Source organism: Lacinutrix sp. Hel_I_90 (genome assembly GCF_000934685.1).
Lineage (GTDB): Bacteria > Bacteroidota > Bacteroidia > Flavobacteriales > Flavobacteriaceae > Lacinutrix.
In genome coordinates this window covers 3,038,161-3,063,097 of record NZ_JYNQ01000001.1, presented here as the reverse complement: position 1 = coordinate 3,063,097, position 24,937 = coordinate 3,038,161, and the positions used below count along the sequence as shown (strand labels likewise).

Below are 24,937 nucleotides of genomic sequence, written 5' to 3'. Positions count from 1 at the left end.
GGAAAGAAAAAACACCAGGAACGGGTGTAAAAAAACCATAACAATCGCGTTCCTGTTGTTTTAAATATAGAAATGATTAATAGCACTATAAAGATAAACTATAAATTAACATACCTTACTAATTATCGACCAAATAACATTAAGTTAGTTAAACGTTGTTTTTTATAAGTGATATCTTACAATATTATTTAAAAATTAATATCTGGGAATCGCAACTGTAATTCTTTTTGCTTCTTATTTATGTTTTTTAGAAATAACTGATGTGCATGAGACGCTTTATTAAATGGTTTATGGGCCAATCCTCTTTGAATATCTTCTACCTCTTTCATTACCGAAACCGTTTTTGAATCCATCCATACCTTCTGAAACTTTTGCCAGATATATTCTATAGCCGTTGCGTTAGGATGTAACATATCTGCTTTATAAAAACGATACTCACGCAGTTCGTCAAACATGATTTCATAAGATGGAAAATAAGCCAATTGAAGCGTATCGCTTGTAGGATTTTGATTGACGAATTGGTGAATGGCACTTATTAAATGTGCTTTACTTAGCGTATTCTCTACAAAGCCATCTTTAATATGCCGTACTGGCGAGACGGTTAAAATGAGTGTTACTTTCTTATTTACAGCTTTAATGACTGCTGCTATTGTTTTTAAACTACTTACGATTTCTGTAACAGAGAGTAATTTTTTATTGAATTGCTTTTGAGGCATTTTATGGCAATTAGCGACCGTTTGATTATTTTCAACTAAATCGTAAACCCAAGCTGTACCAAGCGTAATAATAACATGTGTTGCTTCCGCAATTTGCTGATTTATCAACTGTAGATTTGAATTCAAATCTATCAATAAGACCTCTTTTGAAACAGCACTTAATTTTGAATGCGCATCGTAGCAATGCCAGCGTTCGTTATGAAAAAAAACATCATTCTCAGTGTACTCTATTTGGTTCCTTGCTTTAAGCATTAGTGTTTCAATCGCTTTCGGATGAAATAAAATACCGAATGGATTGGAAACACTTTGAAATTTAAAATAGTTAAACTTCTCACCAATATTCTCCGAAAAACACGAGCCCAATAACAAGAGCTTAGCGTTATAATCCATTTGATTATGCACTTGCGTCTTTAGCGGTATTTCGGTTTGTAGTTTCATAACTAAACTCCTGCTTTCACAGAATTGGCATTACCGTTTATTCAACATATTGTTTTGCCTGATTTAAAGCTTGCTCAATTCCTGCCGGATGTTTTCCGCCTGCTGTTGCGTAAAATGGTTGTCCGCCGCCGCCGCCGTGAATTAATTTCCCCAATTCTCTAACAACAGTTCCTGCATTTAAATCGCGTTCTGCTACTAATTCTTTAGAAATATAACACGTAAGCATGGCTTTATCTCCTACCGCAGAACCAAATAATAGAAATAAATTCTTATGCTTACTTCCCAAATCGAAAGCCACATCTTTTATACCTCCAGCATCTAAATCAACTTTTTGCGCTAAAAACTGAACCCCATTAATTTCGGTTAAATTGTTAGCCAATTCACCTGTCATATTTTTAGCTTTGTCTTTAAGTAAATCTTCGATATGTTTTTTTAAATCGCTATTCTCATTTTGAAGCTTTAGTACCGCTTCTTTTGGGTTTTGAGCATTATTAAGTAAGGCTTTTATTTCAGAAAAGGCCGTACTGGTTTCAGAATAAAAGTCTTTTACGGCATCATTAGTTATGGCTTCAATACGTCTAATTCCAGCTGCTACTGCACCTTCAGACACGATCTTAAAATGCCAAATATCACCCGTATTATTAACATGGGTACCTCCACACAACTCCATAGATTGGCCAAAACGAACGGTACGCACAGCATCTCCGTACTTTTCACCAAATAAAGCCATAGCCCCATCTGCAAGTGCTTGCTCCACAGGTACACTTCTGTGTTCTTCTAAAGGTAATTTGCCTTCAATTCTTGCATTGACAAAATCTTCTACTTCCTGCAACTGTTCAGCAGTCACTCTCGAAAAATGAGAAAAATCAAAACGCAAATATTTTGAATGCACAGCACTCCCCTTTTGCTCAACATGCGCTCCTAAAACCTCACGCAATCCTTGATGCAATAAGTGTGTTGCTGTGTGATTACATTCTGTTCTATGACGTTGTTTAGAATCTACAACGGCTTTTAAAGTTTCATTTAAATGTTTTGGTAAATTTTTAGTAAAATGGATGACCACATTATTTTCTTTCTTAGTATCCAAAATATATACCACATCACCACGCACATCTTCCAAATAACCTTTATCGCCTACCTGTCCGCCACCTTCTGCATAAAAAGGTGTTAAATTAAAAACCAATTGATACATTTCACCGTCCTTTTTAGAGGTTACTTTTCTATACCTGGTAATTTTTACATTAGATTCTAATGTATCATAGCCTACAAATTCTTGTTCGGCATCTTCAATTAAAACAGTCCAATCATCAGATTTTAAGGCAGAAGATTCTCTACCACGACTTTTTTGTTTTTCAAGCTCAGCATTAAATGCTTCTACATTATAAGTATATCCTTTTTCACGAAGAATAAGATCTGTTAAATCTTCAGGGAAACCGTAGGTATCTTTTAATTCAAAAACCTTAGCACCTAAAACTTCTTTCCCTTTTGTTGTTTCTACAATGCGGTCCAATAACAACAACCCTTGATCTAAAGTTCTTAAAAAAGACGCTTCCTCTTCTTTAATTACATTTTCAATCAATTGCTTTTGTGTCTTTAATTCTGGAAATGCCGTTCCCATCTTCTTAGCCAAAACATCAACTAATCTGTAAATAAAGGGTTCTTTTTTATCTAAAAAGGTAAAACCATAACGTACTGCCCGACGTAAAATTCTTCTAATCACATAACCTGCCCCTGTATTACTTGGCAATTGTCCATCGGCAATAGAAAATGCTACTGCACGCACATGATCACAAATCACACGAATGGCGATATCTATTTTCTCTCCCGAAGCCCCAGAAGCGCCGTACTGTTTATCTGTAATGGTTTCAACCTCACGAATAATAGGGGTGAAAACATCGGTGTCATAGTTAGATTTCACATCCTGTAAGACCATACACAAGCGTTCAAAGCCCATTCCAGTATCGATGTGTTTATTGGGTAGGTTTTCAAGAGAACCATCTGCTTTTCGATTGTATTGCATGAATACTAAATTCCAAACTTCCACCACTTGTGGATGATCCATATTCACCAAATCCTTTCCAGGAACCTTAGCTTTTTCTTCTGGAGTACGAATATCGACGTGAATTTCACTACAAGGTCCGCAAGGGCCCTGCTCTCCCATTTCCCAGAAATTATCTTTTTTATTTCCTTTTAAAATGCGATCTTCACTGATGTACTGTTTCCATATATTATAAGCTTCATCATCCATTTCAAGCTTATCGGCATCATCACTCCCCTCAAAAACACTAACATAAAGAATATCTTTGTCAATTTTATAGACCTCCGTTAGTAATTCCCAGGCCCAAGCGATTGCTTCGGTTTTAAAATAATCACCAAAAGACCAATTTCCTAACATTTCGAATAATGTATGGTGGTAGGTATCATAACCAACCTCCTCTAAATCGTTATGTTTCCCTGAAACTCTTAAGCATTTTTGAGAGTCTGTTAAGCGATTATTTTTTGGTTCGGCATTACCCAAAAAGAATTCCTTAAATGGTGCCATTCCTGAATTTACAAACATTAAAGTAGGGTCATCCTTTAGTACCATTGGCGCAGAAGGAACGATGCTGTGTTGCTTATTTTCAAAAAAACTTAAAAATGTTGAGCGAATATCTTGAGATTTCATTTATTATTTTTTTATTTTTAGTATCAGATGACATTCACCTGTGAACATTTTAGTTAAGATTAACGTCATTGTTCTGGTGCATTTGATAGCGTATTGTTTATAATCTTGTTTCAGCTAATATTGAGCGTTAAAAAACAATTTATATATTTGTTTTACGTTTTTTGTTCATGTCGCTACTTTTTTAAGCTACATTTAACTGCAAAAATAGTATAAATTAGATAATGAGTAAGGTAAAATATTATTATGATTCAGATACGTTGTCGTATCGAAAGATAACACGAAAAAAACGCCGTACGTTTAAATACCTAATTGCGTTCTTATTCTCCACAGCTCTGTTTGCGATGCTTGCCGTTTTTATAGCCAGTCAGTTTTTAGAATCACCTAAAGAAAAAGCCTTGAAGCGGGAGTTAAGTAATATGGAGTTACAGTTTGAGCTGCTTAATAAAAAAATGGAGGAAGCTGAAGCTGTGTTGACCAATGTAGAAGATCGTGATAACAATATTTATCGTTTGTATTTTGAGTCAAACCCTATTCCTGAAGAACAGCGTAAAGCTGGATTTGGCGGAATAAACAGATACAGAACCTTTGAAGGTTTTGATAATTCAAAACTCATAATTGAGAGTAATAAACGTATTGATATACTACAAAAACGTATCGTAGTACAATCTAAATCTTTGGATGAAATCGCCATTTTAGCTAAAGAAAAAGAGAAATTACTGGCCTCTATTCCTGCCATACAACCCGTTACTAATGAGGATTTAACACGAATGGCCTCAGGTTACGGCATGCGAACAGACCCCTTTAATAAGACTAGAAAAATGCATTGGGGCATGGACTTTACCGCTCCTCGTGGAACCCCAATTTATGCAGCAGGTGATGGCGTTGTTTTACGTGCAGATAGTAACTCAACTGGCTATGGAAACCACATACGTATTGATCATGGCTATGGTTACATATCCTTGTATGCCCACCTTTACAAATACAATGTAGGTAAAAACCAAAAAGTAAAACGTGGTGATCTCATTGGGTTTGTTGGTAGCACAGGGCGCTCTGAAGCACCACATTTGCATTACGAAATTTTTAAAGATGGTGATCGCATAAATCCTATAAACTTCTATTACGGCAGTTTAACCGCTGAAGAGTTTAGTAAGTTATTGGACCGTTCATCTATAGAAAATCAATCTTTAGATTAATGCAAATCGAACTTCCAGAAAAACGGTATTATGCCATTGGTGAAGTTGCTAAAGCTTTCGATGTTAATACGTCATTAATACGTTTTTGGGAAAAAGAATTTGATGTTTTAAAGCCTAAAAAAAATGCCAAAGGCAACCGCAAGTTCACACCCGAAGATATAAATAATCTCAAGTTTATCTACCATTTAGTCAAAGAACGTGGCTTTACTTTAGAAGGTGCAAAAACACATTTAAAAGAAGAAAAAAAGAAAAGCCTTACTAATTTTGAAATTATTAGTAAATTAGAAGGTGTGAAAGCAGAACTTATAAAATTAAAAGATCAACTATAAAAATTACCTATTATGAAAAAATGGATTGTACCTATATTATTAGTATTTCTTTTTGCGTTGTTTGGAATGAAAGTATACAACTCAACGATTAGGCTAGATGAAGCTGTAAATGAAGCCTGGGGACAAGTAGAGAGCTCATATCAGAGAAGAAATGATCTTATTGGTAACTTAGTAAAGACCGTTCAAGGTGCAGCAGATTTTGAAAAAGGGACCTTAGAATCTGTTATTAAAGCAAGAGCACAAGCCACAGCTGTAACTATAGACCCCTCGAATATCACTCCAGAGCAATTACAAGAGTTTAACAAAGCACAAGGTAATGTATCGAGCGCGCTATCAAGACTTTTGGTTACCGTTGAACGTTATCCTGAATTAAAAGCAAACCAGAATTTCTTAGAATTACAGTCGCAATTAGAAGGTACTGAAAACCGAATTATGGTTGCCAGAAATCGTTTTAACATGGCAGTAAAGCCTTATAACGAACACATTCGGAAATTTCCAAATAATTTATTAGCTGGTCTATTTGGCTTTGATAAAAGAGTCTATTTTGAATCTGATGAAGGTAGTGAGAAAGCACCTGACGTTGAGTTTGATTTCCAATAAAATGACACAGAATCCTGTTGAAACATTTTTAACGCCTACTGAAGAACAAGCGGTTTTAACTGCCATACGTAAAGCAGAAAGCCATACCTCTGGTGAAATTAGGGTACATATTGAGAATACTTCTAATACACCAATTGATACCCGTGTATTAGACGTTTTTTCTATTTTAAAAATGCATAATACCGAATTGCATAATGCCGTTTTAATTTACGTTGCTATTCAAGATAAAACTTTTGCTATATATGGAGACAAAGGTATTAATGCTGTAGTTTCTGACACTTTTTGGGATGAAACGAAAAACACCATCCAAGCACATTTTAAACAAGGGCATTTTAAACAAGGTTTGGTTGATGGTATTTTATCAGCTGGACAACAATTGAAAACTTATTTTCCATACAAAGCCACAGATACAGACGAATTACCTAACACCATATCAAAAGGATGAAAACAAGGGTCTTCAGTCGTAGTCGTCCTTTTCAATGTTTACTTGGACTAAAAAAAACGGCACTCATTTTATTATTTGGTGGTTTCTTTTTAATTGGTCATTTTTCTTTTGCACAGTATAACATTCCAGAGAAACCTTCAAAAGCAGCTGGAGGGCAAACCAGTGTTTATGATTATATTAATCTGCTTTCTAAAACACAAAAGCAGACCCTTGAGAATAAACTTATTAAATACTCTGACACAACCTCAACACAAATTGTAGTCGCCATTATTAATTCTACCAATGGCGAATACATCAACTATTTAGGGACCCAATGGGCCGATAAATGGGGAATTGGAGATAAAGATAAAGACAATGGCATCTTTATTCTTCTCGCCAAAGACGATAGAAAAATAAATATCAGTACAGGTTATGGTACAGAACACTTAATGACTGATGCTATGTCTCGTCGCATTATTGAGCGTGATATCATCCCCTACTTCAAGCAAAATGATTATTATGGAGGACTCAATCGCGGTGCAGATGCCGTTTTTGAAGTCATGCAAGGCGAATACAAAGGCAGTAAGCCATCTAATAGCGGAAATACCTTTCCATTTGGATTCCTCTTTTTCCTATTTATTGTTTTTATTATTATTCTTATTTCTATTTCGAAAAAGAGAGGTGGCGGCGGTAATAATGGTCGTGGTTTTAGACAGAATTCTACTGCTGAAAGCATTTTACAAGCAATTATTTTGAGTAGTATAGGACGCGGTAGCTATAGCAGTGGTTCTGGAAGTTTTGGAGGCGGTTCTAGTGGCGGCGGATTTGGTGGTGGTTTTGGCGGAGGCGGTTTTGGCGGCGGTGGTGCCTCAGGCAGTTGGTGATACGGTTTTAAATCACATTTCTTAGTGCTTACTCTAGCAAAATAAATCACACAAACCGTTTTATTCTTTTAGTTTAAAATGAAAAACCTTTTAATCTTACTTGTCGTTTTTCTTTGTTTTGCTTGTAAAAACGAGAATTCAAAAATGGCCCTTTCTCAAGCAGTTGTTCAAGACTACAGCAATTTATTTGATGAAATAGCAATAGAAAAGCTTACAGAAAAAATAATTGCTTACGAACAAAAAACAAGCAATCAAATTTGTATTTATACTATAGATTCGCTTCCTAACAATGAAAATATGTTAGATAAGGCAACAACAATAGCTAATACACTTGGAGTTGGAACTGAAGATAAATCCAATGGTCTATTAATACTCATTTCTAATTACGATAGAAGAATTGCTATCGCCACTGGTTACGGCACAGAAAAAATAATTACTGATTCTATTGCTCAAGCTATTATAAGTACTACACTAATTCCTAAGTTTAAAAACGCGCTTTATTTTGAGGGAATTGATAATGCATTAGATTCTCTTTTTGTGAAGTGGAATTAATGGAATCGCATACTGCCGCCATTACTTTCACCTTTAGAGCCTAGACTATTAAACTTCCAGCTCAGGCTTAACATGAAGTATTGCCTTAAAACAGTACTTTGAGAATCTTCAATATAATCTTGTGTAGCATTACGAACTGCATTCGTATTTTGATTTAACAAATCATATACTTTTAAAGTTATTGCACCTTGATCTTTTAACACAGAATACGCCAGTGTAGCATTCCAAAACCATGCACTATTTTGAAAACCCTCTGCAACATCGGGGTTATAATTAAAACTAATATCGTTACGCCATTCTAGATTTTTAGGCATAAAAGTAGCCGTTCTTACACCAGCTGCATGCCTTGTAAATTTTCTGTCTTCAAACGCATTAATGTCATAGGCGTTATTGGTAAAAGTCACTCTATAATAGGGCTTAAATTCAAAGACCTTATCCCATATAAAATCGACCCCAACGTTTGGTGTTAATGAGCTAACATTACTAGCGTATTTTACATCATTATTAAAGTTGATGGTTTTAGCAAAACTAGATGATCCGCCTACATTCACCTTAATATTTCTAAGTGAATCTATTTTAAAATTTTTGGTATAATTCCCAGAAACACTATAGTTATAATTACCATTAACATTAACATAAGTGGTTGTTCGTTTTAAGGTTTCAGGATCAACAATAGATTTTGATACTATTTGATTGTTAGTAACATTTGCATTGATATTTACATAAACGCCTGTTCGTTTTTGCCAATCGAAACCATTATAGCCAGCATACAACAAATGCCTGTTCGATGGGACTAAATCAGAGTTTCCAGTAACCGTATTTAAAGGATTAGAAACATCTGCAAAAGCCTGTAACTGCCTTAAGGGCGGCGTGTCATTACTCAACCTATAGCCCATGTATATTGAAGATTTTGGACTAAACATGTAGTTCAGGTTGTAACGCATTTGAATATTTTTAAAATCACGTTCTACATTAAATTGAGGTCTTAATAAATCTTCGTTTTTTAGTGTTCTAAAATTATAACTAAGGTTAAAACGAGTAGACCATTTTTCACCTCTGTAAGTCAAACCTATTCCTGGGGTAACCTGCGAATCTGTATACTCAAAATCTGTGCTTAACTCGGTATTGAAGTCTGTAAATGTTTGTTCTGTAGTATTAAAATCGAATGTACTTTGTCTATTTTCATTTTCATTTAAGGCATATTCATACTCAAAATTAAGGAATAATTTATTTGCAACTATAGGTAAACGGTAGGTTATTTCAGAGTTTAATCCGTTTCTTGCATTATCACCAATGGTGAGTTGATCTCTATTTATGGTTTCAGGAGATGTACCAAAGATTTCGGTAACAGAATTTAAAAAATCTTCCTTTTCATCATGACTCGTGTTGTTTTTTAATTCTAAACGTAAAAAAGAACCTTTACTCCCAAAACGTTTGGTTAAGTTTATTTCGTTCGTGAATTCTTTAGCAAAACTCTCAACATTAGACCCCACAGACGATTGATTTGTTAACATACGTGCTTCGTCTAAAGTTTCAATATTATTATTAAAAATGGTGTTTGATTTTGAATAGCTAAATGACGGCTCTATATTTATTTGCAATGTGGAATCAATCTCTATCTGAAACTCTACATTGGCTTGATGGCTCTCGGTATCATTAGTTGACTGCGATTTGGAATTGGTAAAAAAACGAGCATCTGATAATATGGTTTCCCGTTGAGAAGACGCTTCGTTTTCTGAATTACTTGACGCATAGAAGTAGTCGCCTGAAACGTCTGTAACTTCACCTATTTTATCGGCATAATTAACACCTGCATTTTCAGAAGTTGTAATCCCCTGCCCGGCACCAAACGAACGTCCTCCAATTGAAAAAGACCCATTACTATTAAAATTCATTCCGCCGCCTCTTCCAAACATTTCAGAAATTTCTCCAAAACTAAATCCAGGGGAATTTGTATTATTACCTCCAGCCAGAAGACTTACACGTTGGTCATTATCAAACACGTTTAACATGCCAGCAAACTCATAGCGTTCGTTGGTTCCTGCTCCTGCAGAGACCCGCCCAAAAACACCTTTATTGTTTTCTTCTTTAATCGTTAAATTAATGGTCTTATTTTCTTTATCTCCAACTTCACCTGTAAAAGCTTCAGATTTTGTTTTAGTATCAACAATTTGAACTTTTTCAATAATGTCTTTGGTTAGATTCTTTGTTGTAATAGTAGGATCATTTCCGAAAAATGGCTTTCCATTTACCAAAATTTTATTCACCTCTTTACCATTTATTGTAATCTTGCCTTCTGCATTTATTTCAACACCGGGTAATTCTTTTAACAAATCTTCAACGTTCGCATCTTTACGGGTTTTAAAGGAACTTACATTAAATTCTAAAGTATCTTTCTTAATCGTTACTGGCGCTGTAGATTGCAATATAACTTCACCCAACACATTTGAATTTATTTCTAATGGAAGAGTCTCGAGATTAATTTCAGTCTCATCTATTTTTAATTTTTTGAAATAGGTTTTATAACCAACATACGAAACAAATAGATTTAAGTATTCATCTCCTGTTTCACCTGCTAAAGAAAATACGCCCGTTCTATCAGAAATTGTGTAAGTCACTAATGAACTATCTTTTACGCGCTGTACATAAACCGTTGCTGCTTCAAGTGGCACCTTATCCACCTCATCTATTAATTTACCAGTTACTTTGAATTCTTTAACTTGAGAAAAGGATAAGGAAATACATAAAAGCGTAACGAAAAATAATAATTGGCGCATAATAGTGGGTTAATTTGAAGTCTTAGTCTAGCGTATTTTATAAAAGAACGAAAATAGGTTCTCAAACCCACGCTTTTTTTAAAATAATTATAAAATTTATAGGATTATTATTAATTACGTTTTGAGGTAAAGTGACGTTTAATAGGCTATCTCCTATTTAGAAAAATGGTAAATCAATACCTTGAAGCTGGTGAATTTTAGCCATTATATGTTACACCCCTAGGTTCTTATGATAGAGTATTGCCCTCACAAATTTGAATCACGCTTCCCAGACAATAATCGCCAGCTTGATTTGTAACCATAGAAGGTGGATTTTTTTTGAGCGGTCCTATAAAAACAGTTGCTATAAAAACCAGGACTATTATTACTAATTTATGGTGCATAAAAACAAGTGCTTTTATGACTACTTCTTGATTGCCCACCTGCCCTTTAAAACAATAGCATGAGTATTGTGTTCTTACAATACTCATGCTATTAAAAAAAAACTCGCTAATTTTAGAACCTTACTTTTTACGCATGTAAACACTAACGGGCACGCCATTAAAGTCAAAAAGATCTCTTAATTTGTTTTCTAAGAAACGTTTGTAAGGGTCCCGGACGTATTGCGGAAGATTACAAAAGAATGCAAATTGTGGTTGCGGTGTAGGCAACTGCATGATGTACTTAATCTTTACAAACTTACCTTTATATGCTGGTGGCGGATAATTTTCAATAATTGGTAACATCGTGTCATTGAGGACACTTGTTTTAATTTTCTTACTTCTATTTTTATAGACTTCAACAGCCGTTTCCATTGCTTTGTATATACGTTGTTTTGTCAACGCCGAAATAAACACAATAGGCACATCTGTAAAAGGCTCCATTTGAGACCTAATCTGTTTCTCAAACTCAATAGTCGTTTTATGATCTTTCTCTACTAAATCCCATTTATTAACTAATATCACGATGCCTTTACGGTTTCTTTCCGCTAACCAAAAGATGTTTTGCACTTGTCCGTCGAAACCTCGATTTGCATCAAGCACTATTAAACAGACATCACTGTGTTCAATGGCACGAACACTTCGCATTACAGAATAAAATTCTAAATCTTCTTTTACTTTAGATTTTTTACGAATTCCTGCAGTATCCACCAGGTTAAAATCAAAACCAAAACGATTGTATTTTGTATCAATCGAATCTCTTGTTGTACCAGCAATATCAGTAACAATGTATCTATCTTTCCCTATAAGCGCATTAATAAAAGAGGACTTTCCCGCATTTGGACGTCCCACTACTGCGAAGCGTGGTAATATCTCTTCTTCTTCATCACGTGCCACCACCTCGGGTAAGGCTTTAACTAATGCATCCAATAGGTCTCCTGTTCCACTTCCATTAATACTGGCGATTGTGAAATAATCACCTAAACCTAGGTTATAAAATTCAACAGCATCTTCTTCTCGTTTACCGTTATCCACTTTATTAACGACTAAAAACACAGGTTTTGTCACCTTTCTTAGTAATCTTGCTACATCTTCATCCATTCCTGTAACGCCATCTTCAACATTAACCATAAAAATGATGGCATCTGCCTCTTCAATAGCTAATACTACTTGCTTGTCGATTTCTGCTTCAAAAACATCATCACTCCCTTTTACATAACCTCCAGTGTCAATTAAGGAGAACTCTCTACCATTCCAATCGCTTTTACCATAATGACGATCACGCGTTACTCCACTAACGGCGTCCACTATGGCCTCTCTACGTTGAATTAAACGGTTAAAAAATGTTGATTTTCCTACATTAGGTCTTCCTACTATGGCTACTATACTATTCATATCTTATTATTTATCTGCTTTACATATCCTGTAAGCGCGCGCAAAGGTAGTGTTTAGTTTGAGAAAAAATAGTATTTTACATTCATTATGAGTTAATTATGAATGAAATGCTAAATGACGTTGTACTACGTCCCCGATTTAAAATAGAATTAAACAAAAAAAGCCAATCGGTTTTAAATGCTTTTGAGATAAAAAAACAGAATCAAAAACAGTTTATAGTCTCAAGAGTTGATGATCATATTTTTATAAAATTACCAAAAAACAAACAACAATTCTGGTCTCCTCAATTGCATTTAGAAATTAATGAAACTGAAGACAATAAAAGTATGCTTTATGGTTTATTTGGTCCTAGCCCAACCGTCTGGACCCTTTTTATTTTTCTTCATTTTGCTGTTGCTGGACTATTCATCGCTTTCGCGATTTGGGCCTATTCCAATTGGACTCTAAAAGCAGCTTACAATCTGCAAATTTGGGGAATGGTATTTATGCTTATCCTGTGGATTGTATTATATATTTCAGGTCGCGTGAGCAAGACCTCTAACCAACAAGAAATGCAAGATTTACATGATTTTATGACTACTGTTATAAAGGAGTAATACATGCTATAAAAGGAGTAATAGTATTACTGGTTGTACCCAAAACGTCTTAACTGACGTTGATCGCTTCGCCAGTTCTTATTCACTTTTACGTATAGTTCTAAATGAATTTGCTTACCAAAGAATTTCTCTAAATCTTTTCTTGCTTCAACGCCTACACGCTTTAAGGCACTGCCTTTATGACCAATTATTATGCCTTTTTGTGTTTCACGCTCCACCATAATAACCGACCGTATTCTGATAATTTCTGCTTCTTCAAAAAACTCTTCAGTATCTATTTCTACAGCATAAGGAATTTCCTTTTTGTAGTGCATTAATATTTTTTCGCGTATGGTTTCGTTTATAAAAAAACGCTCTGGCTTATCTGTAAGCTGGTCTTTAGGATAATACGCTGGAGATTCTGGCAAAAGTTCTATGATTTTTTCAAAGACTTCTTTTACATTAAATCCTTCTAAAGCAGAAATGGCTATAATTTCGGCATTTGGCACTTTTTCTGCCCACCACTGCACTTGCTCTTCCAGTTGCTCTTGATTAGATTTATCAATTTTATTTAGTAGTAATAAAACGGGAATTTTAGCATTGGTGATTTTTTTAAAAAACGCCTCGTCTTTCAATTCCTTCTCCCCTATTTCAACCATGTAAATAAGCACATCTGCATCATCAAAAGCCGATTTTACAAAATCCATCATTGAGGCTTGCAATTCGTATGCTGGTTTTATAATGCCTGGTGTGTCACTTAAAATAACCTGAAAGTCTTCACCATTTACAATTCCTAATATACGATGACGGGTGGTTTGTGCTTTTGATGTGATAATCGATAATTTTTCACCAACAAAGGCATTCATCAATGTTGATTTACCAACATTTGGATTCCCTATTATATTTACAAAACCTGCTTTATGAGCCATCTTCAACTTTTTTATAGTGCAAATTTACAATCTTAATCACTAAGTAAGAGATTATTCATTAACAATGTTGTAACTCCTAATAATAAAATGGATTTTACTACCTGTAGAAAAGTTTGATTTATAAAAATTAGTATTGGACTATGTGGCCCAATACTAATCATTTAAAAGGACTTAAAACCTCTTTAATTTAAGCCTTTTTGCCGCCCAAAAAACTGGAAATAAGCGCAACTAAACCCAAGCCTATTATGATATAAGCATTTGTGTTGTCTTGTGCTTCCATACTTAACGAACCTATACTTACTGAAGCCTCAGGCGCTATTAAGGTATACACTCCATATCCTAATAGAACAATTCCGGCTATTAAAAGGACACTTTTTATTGTTTTATTCATCGTTCAATTAATTGGTTTATATAAATGTAAGCATTAATTATGACCAGTATTCACAAAAACGGCCGGTATTTAACAAACTTTTAAAAAAAGAAAATAAACTAATATCTATCTTTACATTATAATTAAAACCAATGATAAACATAAGTATTACTGCTGAGAATACTGCCGATACAGTTAAACAACTACAAGAAGTAATTGGTGGACAAATTGTAGAACGTTGGGGTGTGTTTACTTTAAGTGTCGATAATGACATGGCTAAAGGGACTATTCGGTTTATTACTTTTGACTGGGGAGGAAGTCTTTTAGATTATGATATTATATTTTTTGAAGAGATCATTTTAAAAATGGATACCTCGCAATATAATCCCATTCGTTTTACTTATTGTTTAAATGGTTATTGCGAGCATAGGTTTGAACTGCAGAACCAAAAAAAGCGCTTGGAGCAGTTTCAATCTGTAATTATTACCAGCAAAGATGGTGGCCATAATTATGATTACTTTCCAAAAGGTATTAAATTAGAAATTAATGTCATTCAAATTAGCAGAATTAAATTCATTAACAAACGCTTAAATGATGCTTCTCAACTAAACAAAAAATTATATGAGGTTTTTCATGACACAACTCATGAAAATACATTTTCTTATTTTGGCACTTATAATTTGAAACTAGCCGATAGAATTTCTGCCCTAAGAAAGGTTAAGCAAAAAGGTATGATGCGGTTGTTATTAATCGAAGGCCAAGTGTATCAAATTTTAGCGCTACACATGTCTCAACATAATAAAGATATTAGTAACGAAAAACATAAAACGTCACTATCAAAAAGAGAGTTAAATACCATTAGAACCATTGCGAAAAACATTTCAAATCATGTTTCAAAAGATTACAGCTTAGATGATATATCATCTGCGTCTGGTTTATCTCAAGCAAAGCTTCAAGAAGGATTTAAACTACTCTACGCCAGAACAGTTACAGAATATATAAGACATACTAGATTAGAAGAAGCCAGAGATTTAATGAATACAAGCGATATGAATATCTCTGAAATTGTCTACACCATAGGGTTTAGTAGTAGAAGTTATTTTTCTAAAATATTCAAGAAAAAATATAAGATAAGCCCTAGTAAATATTTAAAAAACAAACAACCTAGTTTTAAGCTAGAACCACCTGCATTTCTCTAGAATTTAAAGCATTATTATTTAAAAATATTTTAATATCCTTTTCCGCTGTACTATTATTTAACCAAGCGTCAAAAAGGTTCTTTTTCAATGTTATTGGTGCGCTATCATCCAGGTTTTTAATGCTATTATCATTATTCCATTTTTTGTTAGTAATTATAGAACAGGTAATAAAACCATCTTTAGTTGTGTTGTAAATCCCAGCAATATAGAGCAAAGTGTTGTCTATGTTTTTTACAAGACAGGATTTTAACTTGCCATTGTCTAGATATGAGGTATAAAATCCAGTTGCCAAAATGATACAACGCCTCTCTTTTATAGCTTCTTCATACAAAATATGATCATAGAGGTTATTAACTTTTACCGTAAGGGTATTAACCCTTTTTTGAAACTTTGACCATTTACCTTTATAATTATTAGGTAATATTCCCCAAATAGCCTGACTTATTTCCGAATTATTTCCCATCGTAACAATAGGAATTGAGGTTTCCTTCAAGCCATCAATTATAGGTTTAGGCTTATACAAATGTGGATATTTAAATTTAAGATTTAACGCTTTCTGTATCGTTGCTTGACTAGCAGTATTTGAAAGTCTATAATTCATAACCCGTTTTTTACAAAGCTAATTTTTACTTTCTTAGTACATGTGTTCAAATGCAATTCTCATTGACTTAGATAATAAAAAATGCACATTATAAACGTTTATTGACAAACAACTAACACTGTGTTTTCTGTTAAATTAACTTAAACCTAAGATTACGTTTGTTAAAAACTCATAAATTTATTTTGCATTTATCAAATGAGTTAAGCCGCTTTGCTTTTGAGCCAAATTAAAACCTCTTCTCTTTGTAGTTTTGTACTAAACATATTAAAAATCTCCTATCTGGAGTATTTCAGTTTTCTGAAATTTTATTAACTTAAAACTATAGACATGAAAAATTTATTATACACACTTGCAATATTATTAGGAACAGTAGCATACGCTCAGGACAGCGACGCTCCTGTAGATAATATGGAAAGCACAAAAGTGAAAACCAAAACGGTAAAAAAGAATGGAGAGATGACGGAAACGAAAGTAAAAGTTATCACGAATAAAGAACAGGAAGTTAAAACCGATCCAGATCAAGCAGACCAGTATAATGCCAATCAAATTGTTCCACCTACAAAAGTAACTAAAACAATTATGGTAGATAGTGACAAAGATGCCGCTTATGAGACTAAAAGTGTCATTTCTTATTATACTTATAATGATATGAAATACGCCTTTAAAACTGGCAGAAATGGCTTTGTGGTTTATACTGTGGATGGAGACAAAGAAATCATACTTGGTACCGCTATAAAATCATCAAAAGAAGATTTATACATTTTTACGACCTCAACCTATTCAGGCGTTGGGTATTTTGACAACAATCATTTTGTAGTCGAGTATTACAACAAGGAAGACAATGTATTAATGACTCAAAAATTTAAACAAACTAAGTTCTAATACTTATTTGATGAACTAAAAAACCTATCAATGATTTGATAGGTTTTTTTTGTGCAAGCAATAAGCCTTTCAATTCTTGAACTGAAAGGCTTTTACTAGTTATAATTACACCATTTACCAAAACATACTGTCTAATCTATGCCATTATTAGAAAATCTGGAACTATATAAAATTTCTAAGGATTCGTTTCTAAAGGCTAGTCTTCTTTAATTTCACCGGATTGATTCATCATCATGTCGTGATCGTATTTACAACAGCCTGGTAAATTCTCATAGGCTGCTTCATTTCCTGAGACTTTTGAAGTATCATAACCTGATGCAGCAATAGCGTTATGAATAGCCATGGCATCTGTTTTGCTATCGTCAAAAGACACGTCAATTTTCTTTTTGTCGACATCCCAAGTTGCACTAGCAACACCTTCAACGCCATTAGCGGCTTTTTCGATGGTATTTTTACACATGCCACAATTACCTCTTACTCCAAAAGACACCTCTGTTACCGTAACTTCTTTGGACATTTCAGTTTGCGGGGTTTCTGTTTCTTGTTTGGATTCGTTTTTACAACTTGTCAAACCAATCACTGCAATTACAGCGACACATAAAATTACATGCTTCATTATTTTAAAAATTTAATTGTTATTATTCTATTACTTGTTTTACTTCGCCACAGGTTAACATGGCATCACCAAAATAGGGATTGATTACTTTTTCTTCTTTACTCAACCAATACGCACCCTTATTATTATCTGCCATAGGACAAAATTGATGGTAGACCTTTTCATTGATACCAAATACTTCTAAAGCATTCGCGATATTTGACGATAATTTCTTAAAATAGTTTCTTTGTGCTTTGATATTAGCCGTTTTTGAAATTGAAGTTGCTGCTGCTTTTATCTCTTTTTCTAAGGACATCCAATGGCTGTGTGCTTCTGTACCTGATAATTGTTTCATATCAACTTTAGACAAACTAGCTACTAGTCTTTTTGATTCTGCCTTTACATTTTTTGAATCATCTTTTACTAGAGCATCTTTCAATTTGATATAATCATAAAAAACAGTTTTTAACTGATTTTGAAAGTCCTTTGACACTTTCACTCTTTCATTCATATTAAAAGGACTGTCGTTGCTTGCTGAAGCCGTTTCTTCCATTCCAAGATGACCCTCGTGACCCGATGTTGTTTTGTCACCTCCTTTATTCATCATTGATTTTTTACCATTTAATTGCGCTGCTGCATCAACTGTAAATGTGCCATTAGTAACTATTTCATTGCCAACAAATAAGCCTTCCAAAACTTCATATGCTTCACCTACTTGATTTCCTAAAACGATCTCTCGCATTTCAAAAACAGGTTGGTCTGGATTCGTTTTTAAATACACCACAGAGCGTTCACCCGTCCATAATACAGCTGATGATGGGATGGTTAATACTTTTTCTTTACGTGAAGGAATTCCCTGTATTTCTCCTTCAACAAACATTCCTGGTTTAAACACATTGTTTTGATTATTCAATACCACGCGTAAGGTTACCGTACGTGTTTTTGTGTTTAATACAGGATCTATAAAATCTACTTTTCCCTTAAATTCCTTATTGGGATAAGCATTTGTAGTCACAATAACGGCTTGTCCTTTTTTAAAACGGTCTATTTGATTTTCGTAAACATCAAAATTTCCCCAAACCGTATTCAGATTGGCAATTTTTAATAAAGGTTGCCCTTGTTTTATATAATCTCCTTGTGCTACTAATTTTTCGGTCACTGTCCCTGAAACGGTTGCGTATACAGGAAAGTTTTCTTTTACTTTACCCGAGATTTCAATTTGATTGATTTGATTTTCAGAGAGCTTCCATAATTTCAATTTATTACGTACCGCTTTGTATAATGCAGGTTGTGATTCTTTTAAAGACGCAGCTGTAATCAATTCTTGCTGTGCGGCATATAATTCTGGCGAATAAATGCTTGCTAATAATTGCCCTTTGCGCACTTCCTCGCCTGTAAAACTCACGTTCAATTGTTCTAAACGCCCTGAAAAATAACTCACTTGTACCGCATTAGATTTTTCATTTACAGCAATCTTCCCAGATAATGTGGTACCATTTTCTTCTACCATACCCTTACCTACAATCGTCGTTTGAATATTGGCTAATGCCATTGCATTTTCTGTTAGCTTAAATTGATCGGCTAATAAACCATCACTACCACTTTCAGCAGGAATTAGTTCCATACCGCAAATAGGACAATCGCCAGCTTGGGGTTGCATAATCTGTGGGTGCATAGAGCAGGTCCACATTTGATTAGTTTCTGTTACTGCCTCGTGATTGTGTTCTAATGCTTTCGTTGCTGAACCACCAAAGAGTAACCAGCCTAGAAGTAGTCCTAGAGCTAATACTCCTATATAAATTATGTGTTTTTTCATCGTTATTTTTTAATATTTAAAACCTACACGAAAAACCTCTTGCATAGACCATACCTAGTCATAAGTCAACTGTTTATTTTTCATTTTCCAATCGTTTAATCATGGCTTTCATTTCTCCAATTTCTTTTCGTTGTGCTTCAATAATCGCTTGTGCTAATTTTTTAACTTCCGGATCTTCAATATCTGCTCTTTCACTGGTTAATATCGCGATTGAATGGTGAGGTATCATTGCTTTCATCCATAGTACATCGCCTATAATTGGGCTTTGTGCTCTCACCAAACCTAAAGCACTAACAAAAAGCACAAAACTACCAATAAAGATGGCCCTATTTTTCTTTTTATTTTTATACATTTTTAGCATAAACAATAACATAATTACAGCCATCGCCGAAATACCCAAACAGGTCATATAAAAACGGGTTAAACTAAAATACACGTGGTCTATGGCATAAGTATTTAAATACATCGTAATGTACATGGTGACAAATGAGCAACCGAGCATTAAAAAGAATGTTTTGTAGTTTTTACTTTGTGAATGTTGGTTTGAATCTTCCATAATTGATTTGCTATTTAATATTAAACTTTAGTTGTTCTTAATCGCAAGGCATTGGCAATAACCGAAACCGAACTGAAACTCATCGCTAAGGCTGCAATCATAGGTGATAGTAATAATCCAAAAAACGGAAACAACACTCCCGCAGCAATAGGCACACCAAGCGTATTATAAACAAGTGCAAAAAACAGGTTTTGCTTAATATTTTTCATCACCGCATGACTTAAATTTCGTGCTTTTACTATGCCGTGTAAATCGCCTTTTACCAAGGTTATCATTGCGCTTTCAATAGCCACGTCTGTTCCAGTTCCCATGGCAATACCAACATCGCTTTTTGCCAATGCAGGCGCATCATTAATTCCATCGCCTGCCATCGCCACCACCTTTCCTTGATCTTGCAGTTTCTCTACTTCCTTCATTTTGTCTTCAGGCAACATGCTTGCTTTAAAATCTGCAAGCTTAAGTTCTGCTGCTACCGCTTGCGCCGTGTCGTGATTATCACCAGTTAACATGATCACCGCAATGCCCTTATCCTGAAGCTCTTTAATGGCTTTCGCACTGGTTGCCTTGATTTTATCACCAATGACTACGTAACCCACCACTGTTTTATCTACTGATAGATAGGATACTGTCTTCCCTTGTTTTTGATAGGTTTTAGCTTCTTCTTCCATTGGTGAAGTGATGGTTGCATTGGCATATTCCATCATTTTAGGATTTCCTAATGCTACTTTTTTGCTATTAATAGTCGCTTCTACACCTTTACCGGTAACGGCACTAAATGCGTCTGATTTTATAATTTTAGTATCGTGCTCTTTACCATATTTAACCGTTGCTTCGGCTAATGGATGTTCGCTATTACTATTTAATGATACGATGTATTGCAACACTTCGTTTTCACTAAAACTTACTTTGTCTTCAGGCAGGCCATCATTGAAAGCCCCTATTTTTTCTACAGTTGGTTTTCCTTCGGTAATCGTGCCTGTTTTATCAATGATAAGAATATCTACCTTATCTAATTTTTCAAGTGCTTCGGCATTTTTAATCAATACGCCATTTTGAGCTCCTTTACCCACGCCAACCATTACAGACATGGGTGTTGCCAATCCTAAGGCGCACGGACACGCAATAATCAATACAGCAATAGCATTTACAAAGGCATACACATAAACCGGTTCTGGCCCCCAAATAGCCCAAATTATAAAAGTTATTAAAGAAATTAGGACCACCACAGGCACAAAGTAACCCGATACTTTGTCTGCTAAATTTTGGATGGGTGCACGACTTCGGCTAGCATTGTTTACCATATGAATGATTTGAGAGAGTAAGGTATCGCTACCTACCTTTTCTGCTTTCATTAAAAAAGACTGGTTACCATTAATAGTACCACTACTCACTTTATCGTCTTTCGATTTGTTTACTGGAATGGGCTCTCCAGTAATCATCGATTCATCAATAGTTGTATCACCTTCGGTTATCACGCCATCTACAGGGATTTTATCGCCTGGTTTAACCCTTAGAATGTCATTTAATACGATCTTATCAATACTAACTTCCACTTCTTCACCATCTACTATTTTTATGGCCTTATTAGGCGCTAACTTTAGCAACTCTTTTACTGCAGAATTAGTTTTACTATGTGCACGCGCTTCTAAAAGCTGCCCTAAAAGCACTAGCGTAAGGATAACTGTTGCTGCTTCGAAATAAACGTGCACTGCGCCCGATTCTGTTTTGAATTGGTCTGGAAAAATATCTGGAAAGAACATCCCAAACACACTAAATAACCAAGCCACACCCGAACCAATACCTATGAGGGTAAACATATTGAGGTTCCATGTTTTGATACTTTTGTAGGCACGCTCAAAAAATATCCAAGTAGCATAAAACACAACTGGAATAGATAACGCAAATTGGATCCAATTCCACTGTTTTTGTTCTAAGATATCGTATAGCGGATTGTTAGAAAGCATTTCGCTCATTGCGATTAGGAATATTGGCAATGTGAAGACTACCGCAATCTTAAACTTTTTTAATAGTTTTTTATAGGTCTTCTCTTCTGCTGAACTATCGGGTTGCATGGGCACTAAATCCATCCCACATATAGGGCAGCTTCCTGGCTCATCCCTTACAATTTCTGGATGCATTGGGCAGGTCCATTGTTCTGTAGTAACATGTGATAGGTTTTGCTCTTCAACTAAATCCATACCGCAAACAGGACAGTCGCCAGGTTTATTATAAGTTTTATCGCCTTCGCAGTGCATTGGACAGTAAAAGGTTCCGGTGCCTTTTCCTTTTGTTTGTTCTTCTTTCTTTTCTGTTGAATGATGGTGTTCTCCCTGTTTATGGATACTATAGGTTCCACCGTCCTTTTTCAAAGTTTCTTGAAATTTATCAATAGGAATATGGGTTTCCATTGTAATACTTGCTTCAGCCTTTTCTAAATCGACCGTTACTTTTGAAACGCCTGCTACTTTAGAAAGTGTCTCTTCTACGTGACTGCGACAACCATTGCAGGTCATTCCGTGTATGTGATACGTATGTTTCATAGGTTTTTCTTCTTTTTCAGATTTAGAATGGTTCTGCTGCTCACTTAATTTATGAATACTATAGCGCCCACCATCTTTTTTCAATGCTTCTTGAAATTCTTCAATAGGCATATGAGATTCCATTACGATAGTAGCTTCAGCCTTTTCTAAATCGACAGTAACTTTTGAAACGCCTGCTACTTTAGAAAGTGTCTCTTCTAAGTGACTACGACAACCATTGCAGGTCATACCGTGTATGTGATACGTATGTTTCATTTTTAAAGAATAAAGAATTTAACCATTAATCCGCCACCAAGCCAAACGTAACACACTAAAGCAGCATACTTCAAAACATTTTCTAACAATTGACTTTTTGGTGCCATTTCCTTCATTTGTTTTACCGCTGTGCTTTTGAAAAATCCGAGATAAATTAAAAACCCTGAAAGTGCTAAAAAGGCTATGTTTAAAAAGAAAGTGTAATCAATCTTGAAATAGTCACTATCCTGAATTTTCACCTGTGACGGGTCGGGTAAAATATTCAAAAAATCAAAAGAATAATGTAAAATTAAAGAGGTGCCTATTAGAGCAGTAAATAATAAAAAGACGATAAATAATGACATTTTCCAACCATAGTATTTTGCATTGATACGCAGTACTGGAAAAACGACTAAATCACTAAATATAAATGCCATAACACCTGCAAAACTTACGCCTTTACCAAACAGCAGCGCAGCCAAAGGAATGTTTCCCATGGAGCCAATAAAGGTCATAAAGGCAGCAACTGGCCCAACAATAATATGCTCTAGGATTTCAAAAAATGTAAAATCGGTGTTTCCGTTGCCACTATTAATAAACAAGGTTTGAAAGAATGCATCGGGTACAAAGGCAGCGACGATTCCTGCTATTGTAAAACCTACGGTTACGTCTTTCCATACCATTTTCCACTCCATTCCGTATTGTTTGGACACTTTTGCCCAACCTTTTTCGGATTGTATTTTCTTTTTCCAAGATTTCGAAGTGTCCATATCATCATCGTCTTGGTTCTTTAAGTTTTTCCGGGCATTTTCAATGAGTTTCTTGGGGTTTATCAATCGGATTAAAATCCAAGAAATCAAAATTAATAATAGGCCTCCAACATATTCACCAACGACAAATTGCCAGCCGAGGAAAATGGAAATGATGATTCCAAGCTCGATGACCAAATTGGTGGATGCCAACAAAAAGGCAATCGACGAGATAAAACTTGCTCCTTTTTTAAATAAGGATTTTGTAGATGCCAAAGCGGCAAAACTGCAGGAACTGCTGATAAACCCAAAAAACGTACCGAGTAAAACACCTTTGCCCTCATTTTTACCCATGGTTTCCTGCATCTTTTTTTCGGTTACAAAAACCTGTATCATACTGCTTATGATATAGCCGAGTGCAAATGCCCAAAGCGCCATCCAGAAAAATCCAGTGGTCGTAAAGGCTGCTTCGGACCATTGTTTTAGAAAGTTGTTCATATTAAGCGGTGTTTAATTCAATTAAAGCCCTTCTATTATTGCCTTAAGTTTATCTGTAATCTCCTCTGCAATTTCTTTTAATTCCGTATTATTAACTGCTTGCATTGATGCCATCGGGTTTACTGCCGCGACCTCAATGACCCCAGCTTCAATTTCCTGTAAAATAACATTACATGGCAACATGGTTCCAATTTTATCTTCTGCCTGCAAAGCTTTATAGGCATAAGGCGGATTGCAGGCACCCAGAATTTTGTACTTCTTAAAATCCACATCAAGTTTCTTTTTCATGGTTTCTTTAACATCAATCTCAGTGAGAATACCAAAACCCTCATCTTTTAATCCTTCTGTGACCCTTTCAATAACCGCTTCAAAAGTGCCTTTTATTGTTTTATTAAAATAATAGTCCATCGTTTTTGAATTTAAATTAATACTCGTTTTTACTTTTTTCAAATACCAGAGTGCCCAGAATAAAATTAGAACTGATACAATCCATAATTATAACATAGTTGCTTCATTTTAATGTTCGCATTCGTTTGATTTCTAATTATGCATGCCTCCCATATTCATTCCTTTATCGTCCATCATCTTCATACTGGATTGCATACAATCGTTACTCATCATGCCTTCATTATGCATCATTTGCATCATGTGATTCATCATTTTACCGTCCTTCATTATTGAATGCATCATATCCATTCTCATCGTACTATCTTTCATCATGCTCATACGCTCGCCATGCATCATATCCATCATATGTTTATTACCTCGCATCATTTGCATTGCATTATTATTGTTTTGCATGTTCTCCATAAATTCATCCATGTAATTTTGATCATTGGCAATTGTTTGCATAATCTCATTTCTTGTTTCTGTGTTTTCAAGCATTTCAGGCACGTTTGTTTCTTGCTGACAGCTGTTTAGTGCCATTAAGCCCACTACTGAAAAAATAATTCCTAATGTTCTCATAATATTTAATTTAATTATTAATAAATTATTGAATT

23 protein-coding genes are annotated in these 24,937 nt (G+C 34.8%); 9 read left to right on the top strand and 14 right to left on the bottom strand.

Annotated features, from left to right (window positions below; translation table 11 throughout):
- Nucleotides 1-188: 188 nt before the first annotated feature.
- The gene (locus GQ46_RS13460; RefSeq protein WP_044403024.1) at nucleotides 189-1,154 is read right to left on the bottom strand and encodes a GSCFA domain-containing protein; all 966 of its coding nucleotides are present in this window, start codon (nucleotides 1,152-1,154) and stop codon (nucleotides 189-191) included.
- A gap of 37 nt (nucleotides 1,155-1,191) precedes the next feature.
- Nucleotides 1,192-3,819, bottom strand: coding sequence for an alanine--tRNA ligase (gene alaS, locus GQ46_RS13455; protein ID WP_044403021.1), 2,628 nt, complete (start codon nucleotides 3,817-3,819; stop codon nucleotides 1,192-1,194).
- Between the two features lie 221 nt (nucleotides 3,820-4,040).
- Between alaS and GQ46_RS13450 the strand changes: the two genes are divergently transcribed.
- The 6 genes from GQ46_RS13450 to GQ46_RS13425 all read left to right on the top strand — a co-directional run bounded on the left by GQ46_RS13450 (nucleotide 4,041) and on the right by GQ46_RS13425 (nucleotide 7,801).
- Entirely contained in the window at nucleotides 4,041-5,012 is a 972-nt protein-coding gene (locus GQ46_RS13450) for a M23 family metallopeptidase (RefSeq protein WP_044403019.1), read from the top strand.
- On the top strand, nucleotides 5,012-5,341 hold the full coding sequence (locus tag GQ46_RS13445) for a MerR family transcriptional regulator (RefSeq protein ID WP_044403016.1): 330 nt from the start codon (nucleotides 5,012-5,014) through the stop codon (nucleotides 5,339-5,341). Before GQ46_RS13450 ends, GQ46_RS13445 begins: the two co-directional genes overlap by 1 nt.
- A gap of 12 nt (nucleotides 5,342-5,353) precedes the next feature.
- Entirely contained in the window at nucleotides 5,354-5,941 is a 588-nt protein-coding gene (locus GQ46_RS13440; protein WP_044403013.1) for a LemA family protein, read from the top strand.
- Nucleotide 5,942: 1 nt separating this feature from the next.
- Nucleotides 5,943-6,386, top strand: coding sequence for a TPM domain-containing protein (locus GQ46_RS13435; RefSeq protein WP_044403011.1), 444 nt, complete (start codon nucleotides 5,943-5,945; stop codon nucleotides 6,384-6,386).
- A complete protein-coding gene (locus GQ46_RS13430) occupies nucleotides 6,383-7,249 on the top strand; it encodes a YgcG family protein (protein ID WP_052503485.1) in 867 nt (288 codons plus the stop codon). The genes GQ46_RS13435 and GQ46_RS13430 overlap by 4 nt, the downstream gene beginning before the upstream one ends.
- Nucleotides 7,250-7,327: 78 nt before the next feature.
- Nucleotides 7,328-7,801, top strand: coding sequence for a YgcG family protein (locus GQ46_RS13425; RefSeq protein ID WP_052503484.1), 474 nt, complete (start codon nucleotides 7,328-7,330; stop codon nucleotides 7,799-7,801).
- On the opposite strand, the gene GQ46_RS13420 is transcribed toward GQ46_RS13425, so the two are convergent.
- Nucleotides 7,798-10,578 (bottom strand): outer membrane beta-barrel protein, encoded by a 2,781-nt coding sequence (locus GQ46_RS13420; RefSeq protein ID WP_044403008.1) that lies wholly within the window; start codon nucleotides 10,576-10,578, stop codon nucleotides 7,798-7,800. The two genes, GQ46_RS13425 and GQ46_RS13420, sit on opposite strands and share 4 nt — an antisense overlap.
- Before the next feature lie 503 nt (nucleotides 10,579-11,081).
- Nucleotides 11,082-12,392 (bottom strand): ribosome biogenesis GTPase Der, encoded by a 1,311-nt coding sequence (gene der, locus GQ46_RS13410; protein WP_044403003.1) that lies wholly within the window; start codon nucleotides 12,390-12,392, stop codon nucleotides 11,082-11,084.
- Between the two features lie 98 nt (nucleotides 12,393-12,490).
- On the opposite strand from der, the gene GQ46_RS13405 reads away from it, so the two are divergent.
- Nucleotides 12,491-12,988, top strand: coding sequence for a GTP-binding protein (locus GQ46_RS13405; RefSeq protein WP_044403000.1), 498 nt, complete (start codon nucleotides 12,491-12,493; stop codon nucleotides 12,986-12,988).
- 26 nt (nucleotides 12,989-13,014) lie between these two features.
- Here GQ46_RS13405 and era read toward each other — a convergent pair whose 3' ends face one another.
- A complete protein-coding gene (era, locus tag GQ46_RS13400) occupies nucleotides 13,015-13,896 on the bottom strand; it encodes a GTPase Era (RefSeq protein WP_044402998.1) in 882 nt (293 codons plus the stop codon).
- A gap of 187 nt (nucleotides 13,897-14,083) precedes the next feature.
- Nucleotides 14,084-14,287, bottom strand: coding sequence for a hypothetical protein (locus tag GQ46_RS13395; protein WP_044402995.1), 204 nt, complete (start codon nucleotides 14,285-14,287; stop codon nucleotides 14,084-14,086).
- 131 nt (nucleotides 14,288-14,418) lie between these two features.
- On the opposite strand from GQ46_RS13395, the gene GQ46_RS13390 reads away from it, so the two are divergent.
- Complete coding sequence (locus GQ46_RS13390) at nucleotides 14,419-15,465, top strand: AraC family transcriptional regulator (protein WP_044402993.1); 1,047 nt, start codon at nucleotides 14,419-14,421, stop codon at nucleotides 15,463-15,465.
- On the opposite strand, the gene GQ46_RS13385 is transcribed toward GQ46_RS13390, so the two are convergent.
- Entirely contained in the window at nucleotides 15,437-16,066 is a 630-nt protein-coding gene (locus GQ46_RS13385; protein WP_044402991.1) for an SOS response-associated peptidase family protein, read from the bottom strand. The two genes, GQ46_RS13390 and GQ46_RS13385, sit on opposite strands and share 29 nt — an antisense overlap.
- Before the next feature lie 327 nt (nucleotides 16,067-16,393).
- Between GQ46_RS13385 and GQ46_RS13380 the strand changes: the two genes are divergently transcribed.
- Nucleotides 16,394-16,948 (top strand): hypothetical protein, encoded by a 555-nt coding sequence (locus GQ46_RS13380; protein ID WP_044402989.1) that lies wholly within the window; start codon nucleotides 16,394-16,396, stop codon nucleotides 16,946-16,948.
- Between the two features lie 196 nt (nucleotides 16,949-17,144).
- Here GQ46_RS13380 and GQ46_RS13375 read toward each other — a convergent pair whose 3' ends face one another.
- The 7 genes from GQ46_RS13375 to GQ46_RS13345 form a co-directional block, all read right to left on the bottom strand.
- Complete coding sequence (locus GQ46_RS13375) at nucleotides 17,145-17,564, bottom strand: heavy-metal-associated domain-containing protein (protein WP_044402986.1); 420 nt, start codon at nucleotides 17,562-17,564, stop codon at nucleotides 17,145-17,147.
- Nucleotides 17,565-17,586: 22 nt separating this feature from the next.
- Nucleotides 17,587-19,359: an efflux RND transporter periplasmic adaptor subunit gene (locus tag GQ46_RS13370; RefSeq protein ID WP_044402983.1), complete on the bottom strand. Its 1,773-nt coding sequence runs from the start codon at nucleotides 19,357-19,359 to the stop codon at nucleotides 17,587-17,589.
- A gap of 73 nt (nucleotides 19,360-19,432) precedes the next feature.
- Nucleotides 19,433-19,915, bottom strand: a complete 483-nt coding sequence (locus GQ46_RS13365; protein ID WP_044402980.1) for a DUF305 domain-containing protein — start codon at nucleotides 19,913-19,915, stop codon at nucleotides 19,433-19,435.
- Between the two features lie 20 nt (nucleotides 19,916-19,935).
- Complete coding sequence (locus GQ46_RS13360) at nucleotides 19,936-22,710, bottom strand: heavy metal translocating P-type ATPase (RefSeq protein WP_044402977.1); 2,775 nt, start codon at nucleotides 22,708-22,710, stop codon at nucleotides 19,936-19,938.
- Between the two features lie 2 nt (nucleotides 22,711-22,712).
- A complete protein-coding gene (locus GQ46_RS13355; RefSeq protein WP_044402974.1) occupies nucleotides 22,713-23,936 on the bottom strand; it encodes a permease in 1,224 nt (407 codons plus the stop codon).
- A 21-nt stretch (nucleotides 23,937-23,957) separates the two neighbouring features.
- Nucleotides 23,958-24,344, bottom strand: a complete 387-nt coding sequence (locus tag GQ46_RS13350) for a DUF302 domain-containing protein (RefSeq protein WP_044405076.1) — start codon at nucleotides 24,342-24,344, stop codon at nucleotides 23,958-23,960.
- Between the two features lie 132 nt (nucleotides 24,345-24,476).
- Nucleotides 24,477-24,902, bottom strand: coding sequence for a hypothetical protein (locus GQ46_RS13345; RefSeq protein WP_044402971.1), 426 nt, complete (start codon nucleotides 24,900-24,902; stop codon nucleotides 24,477-24,479).
- Between the last annotated feature and the right edge of the window lie 35 nt (nucleotides 24,903-24,937).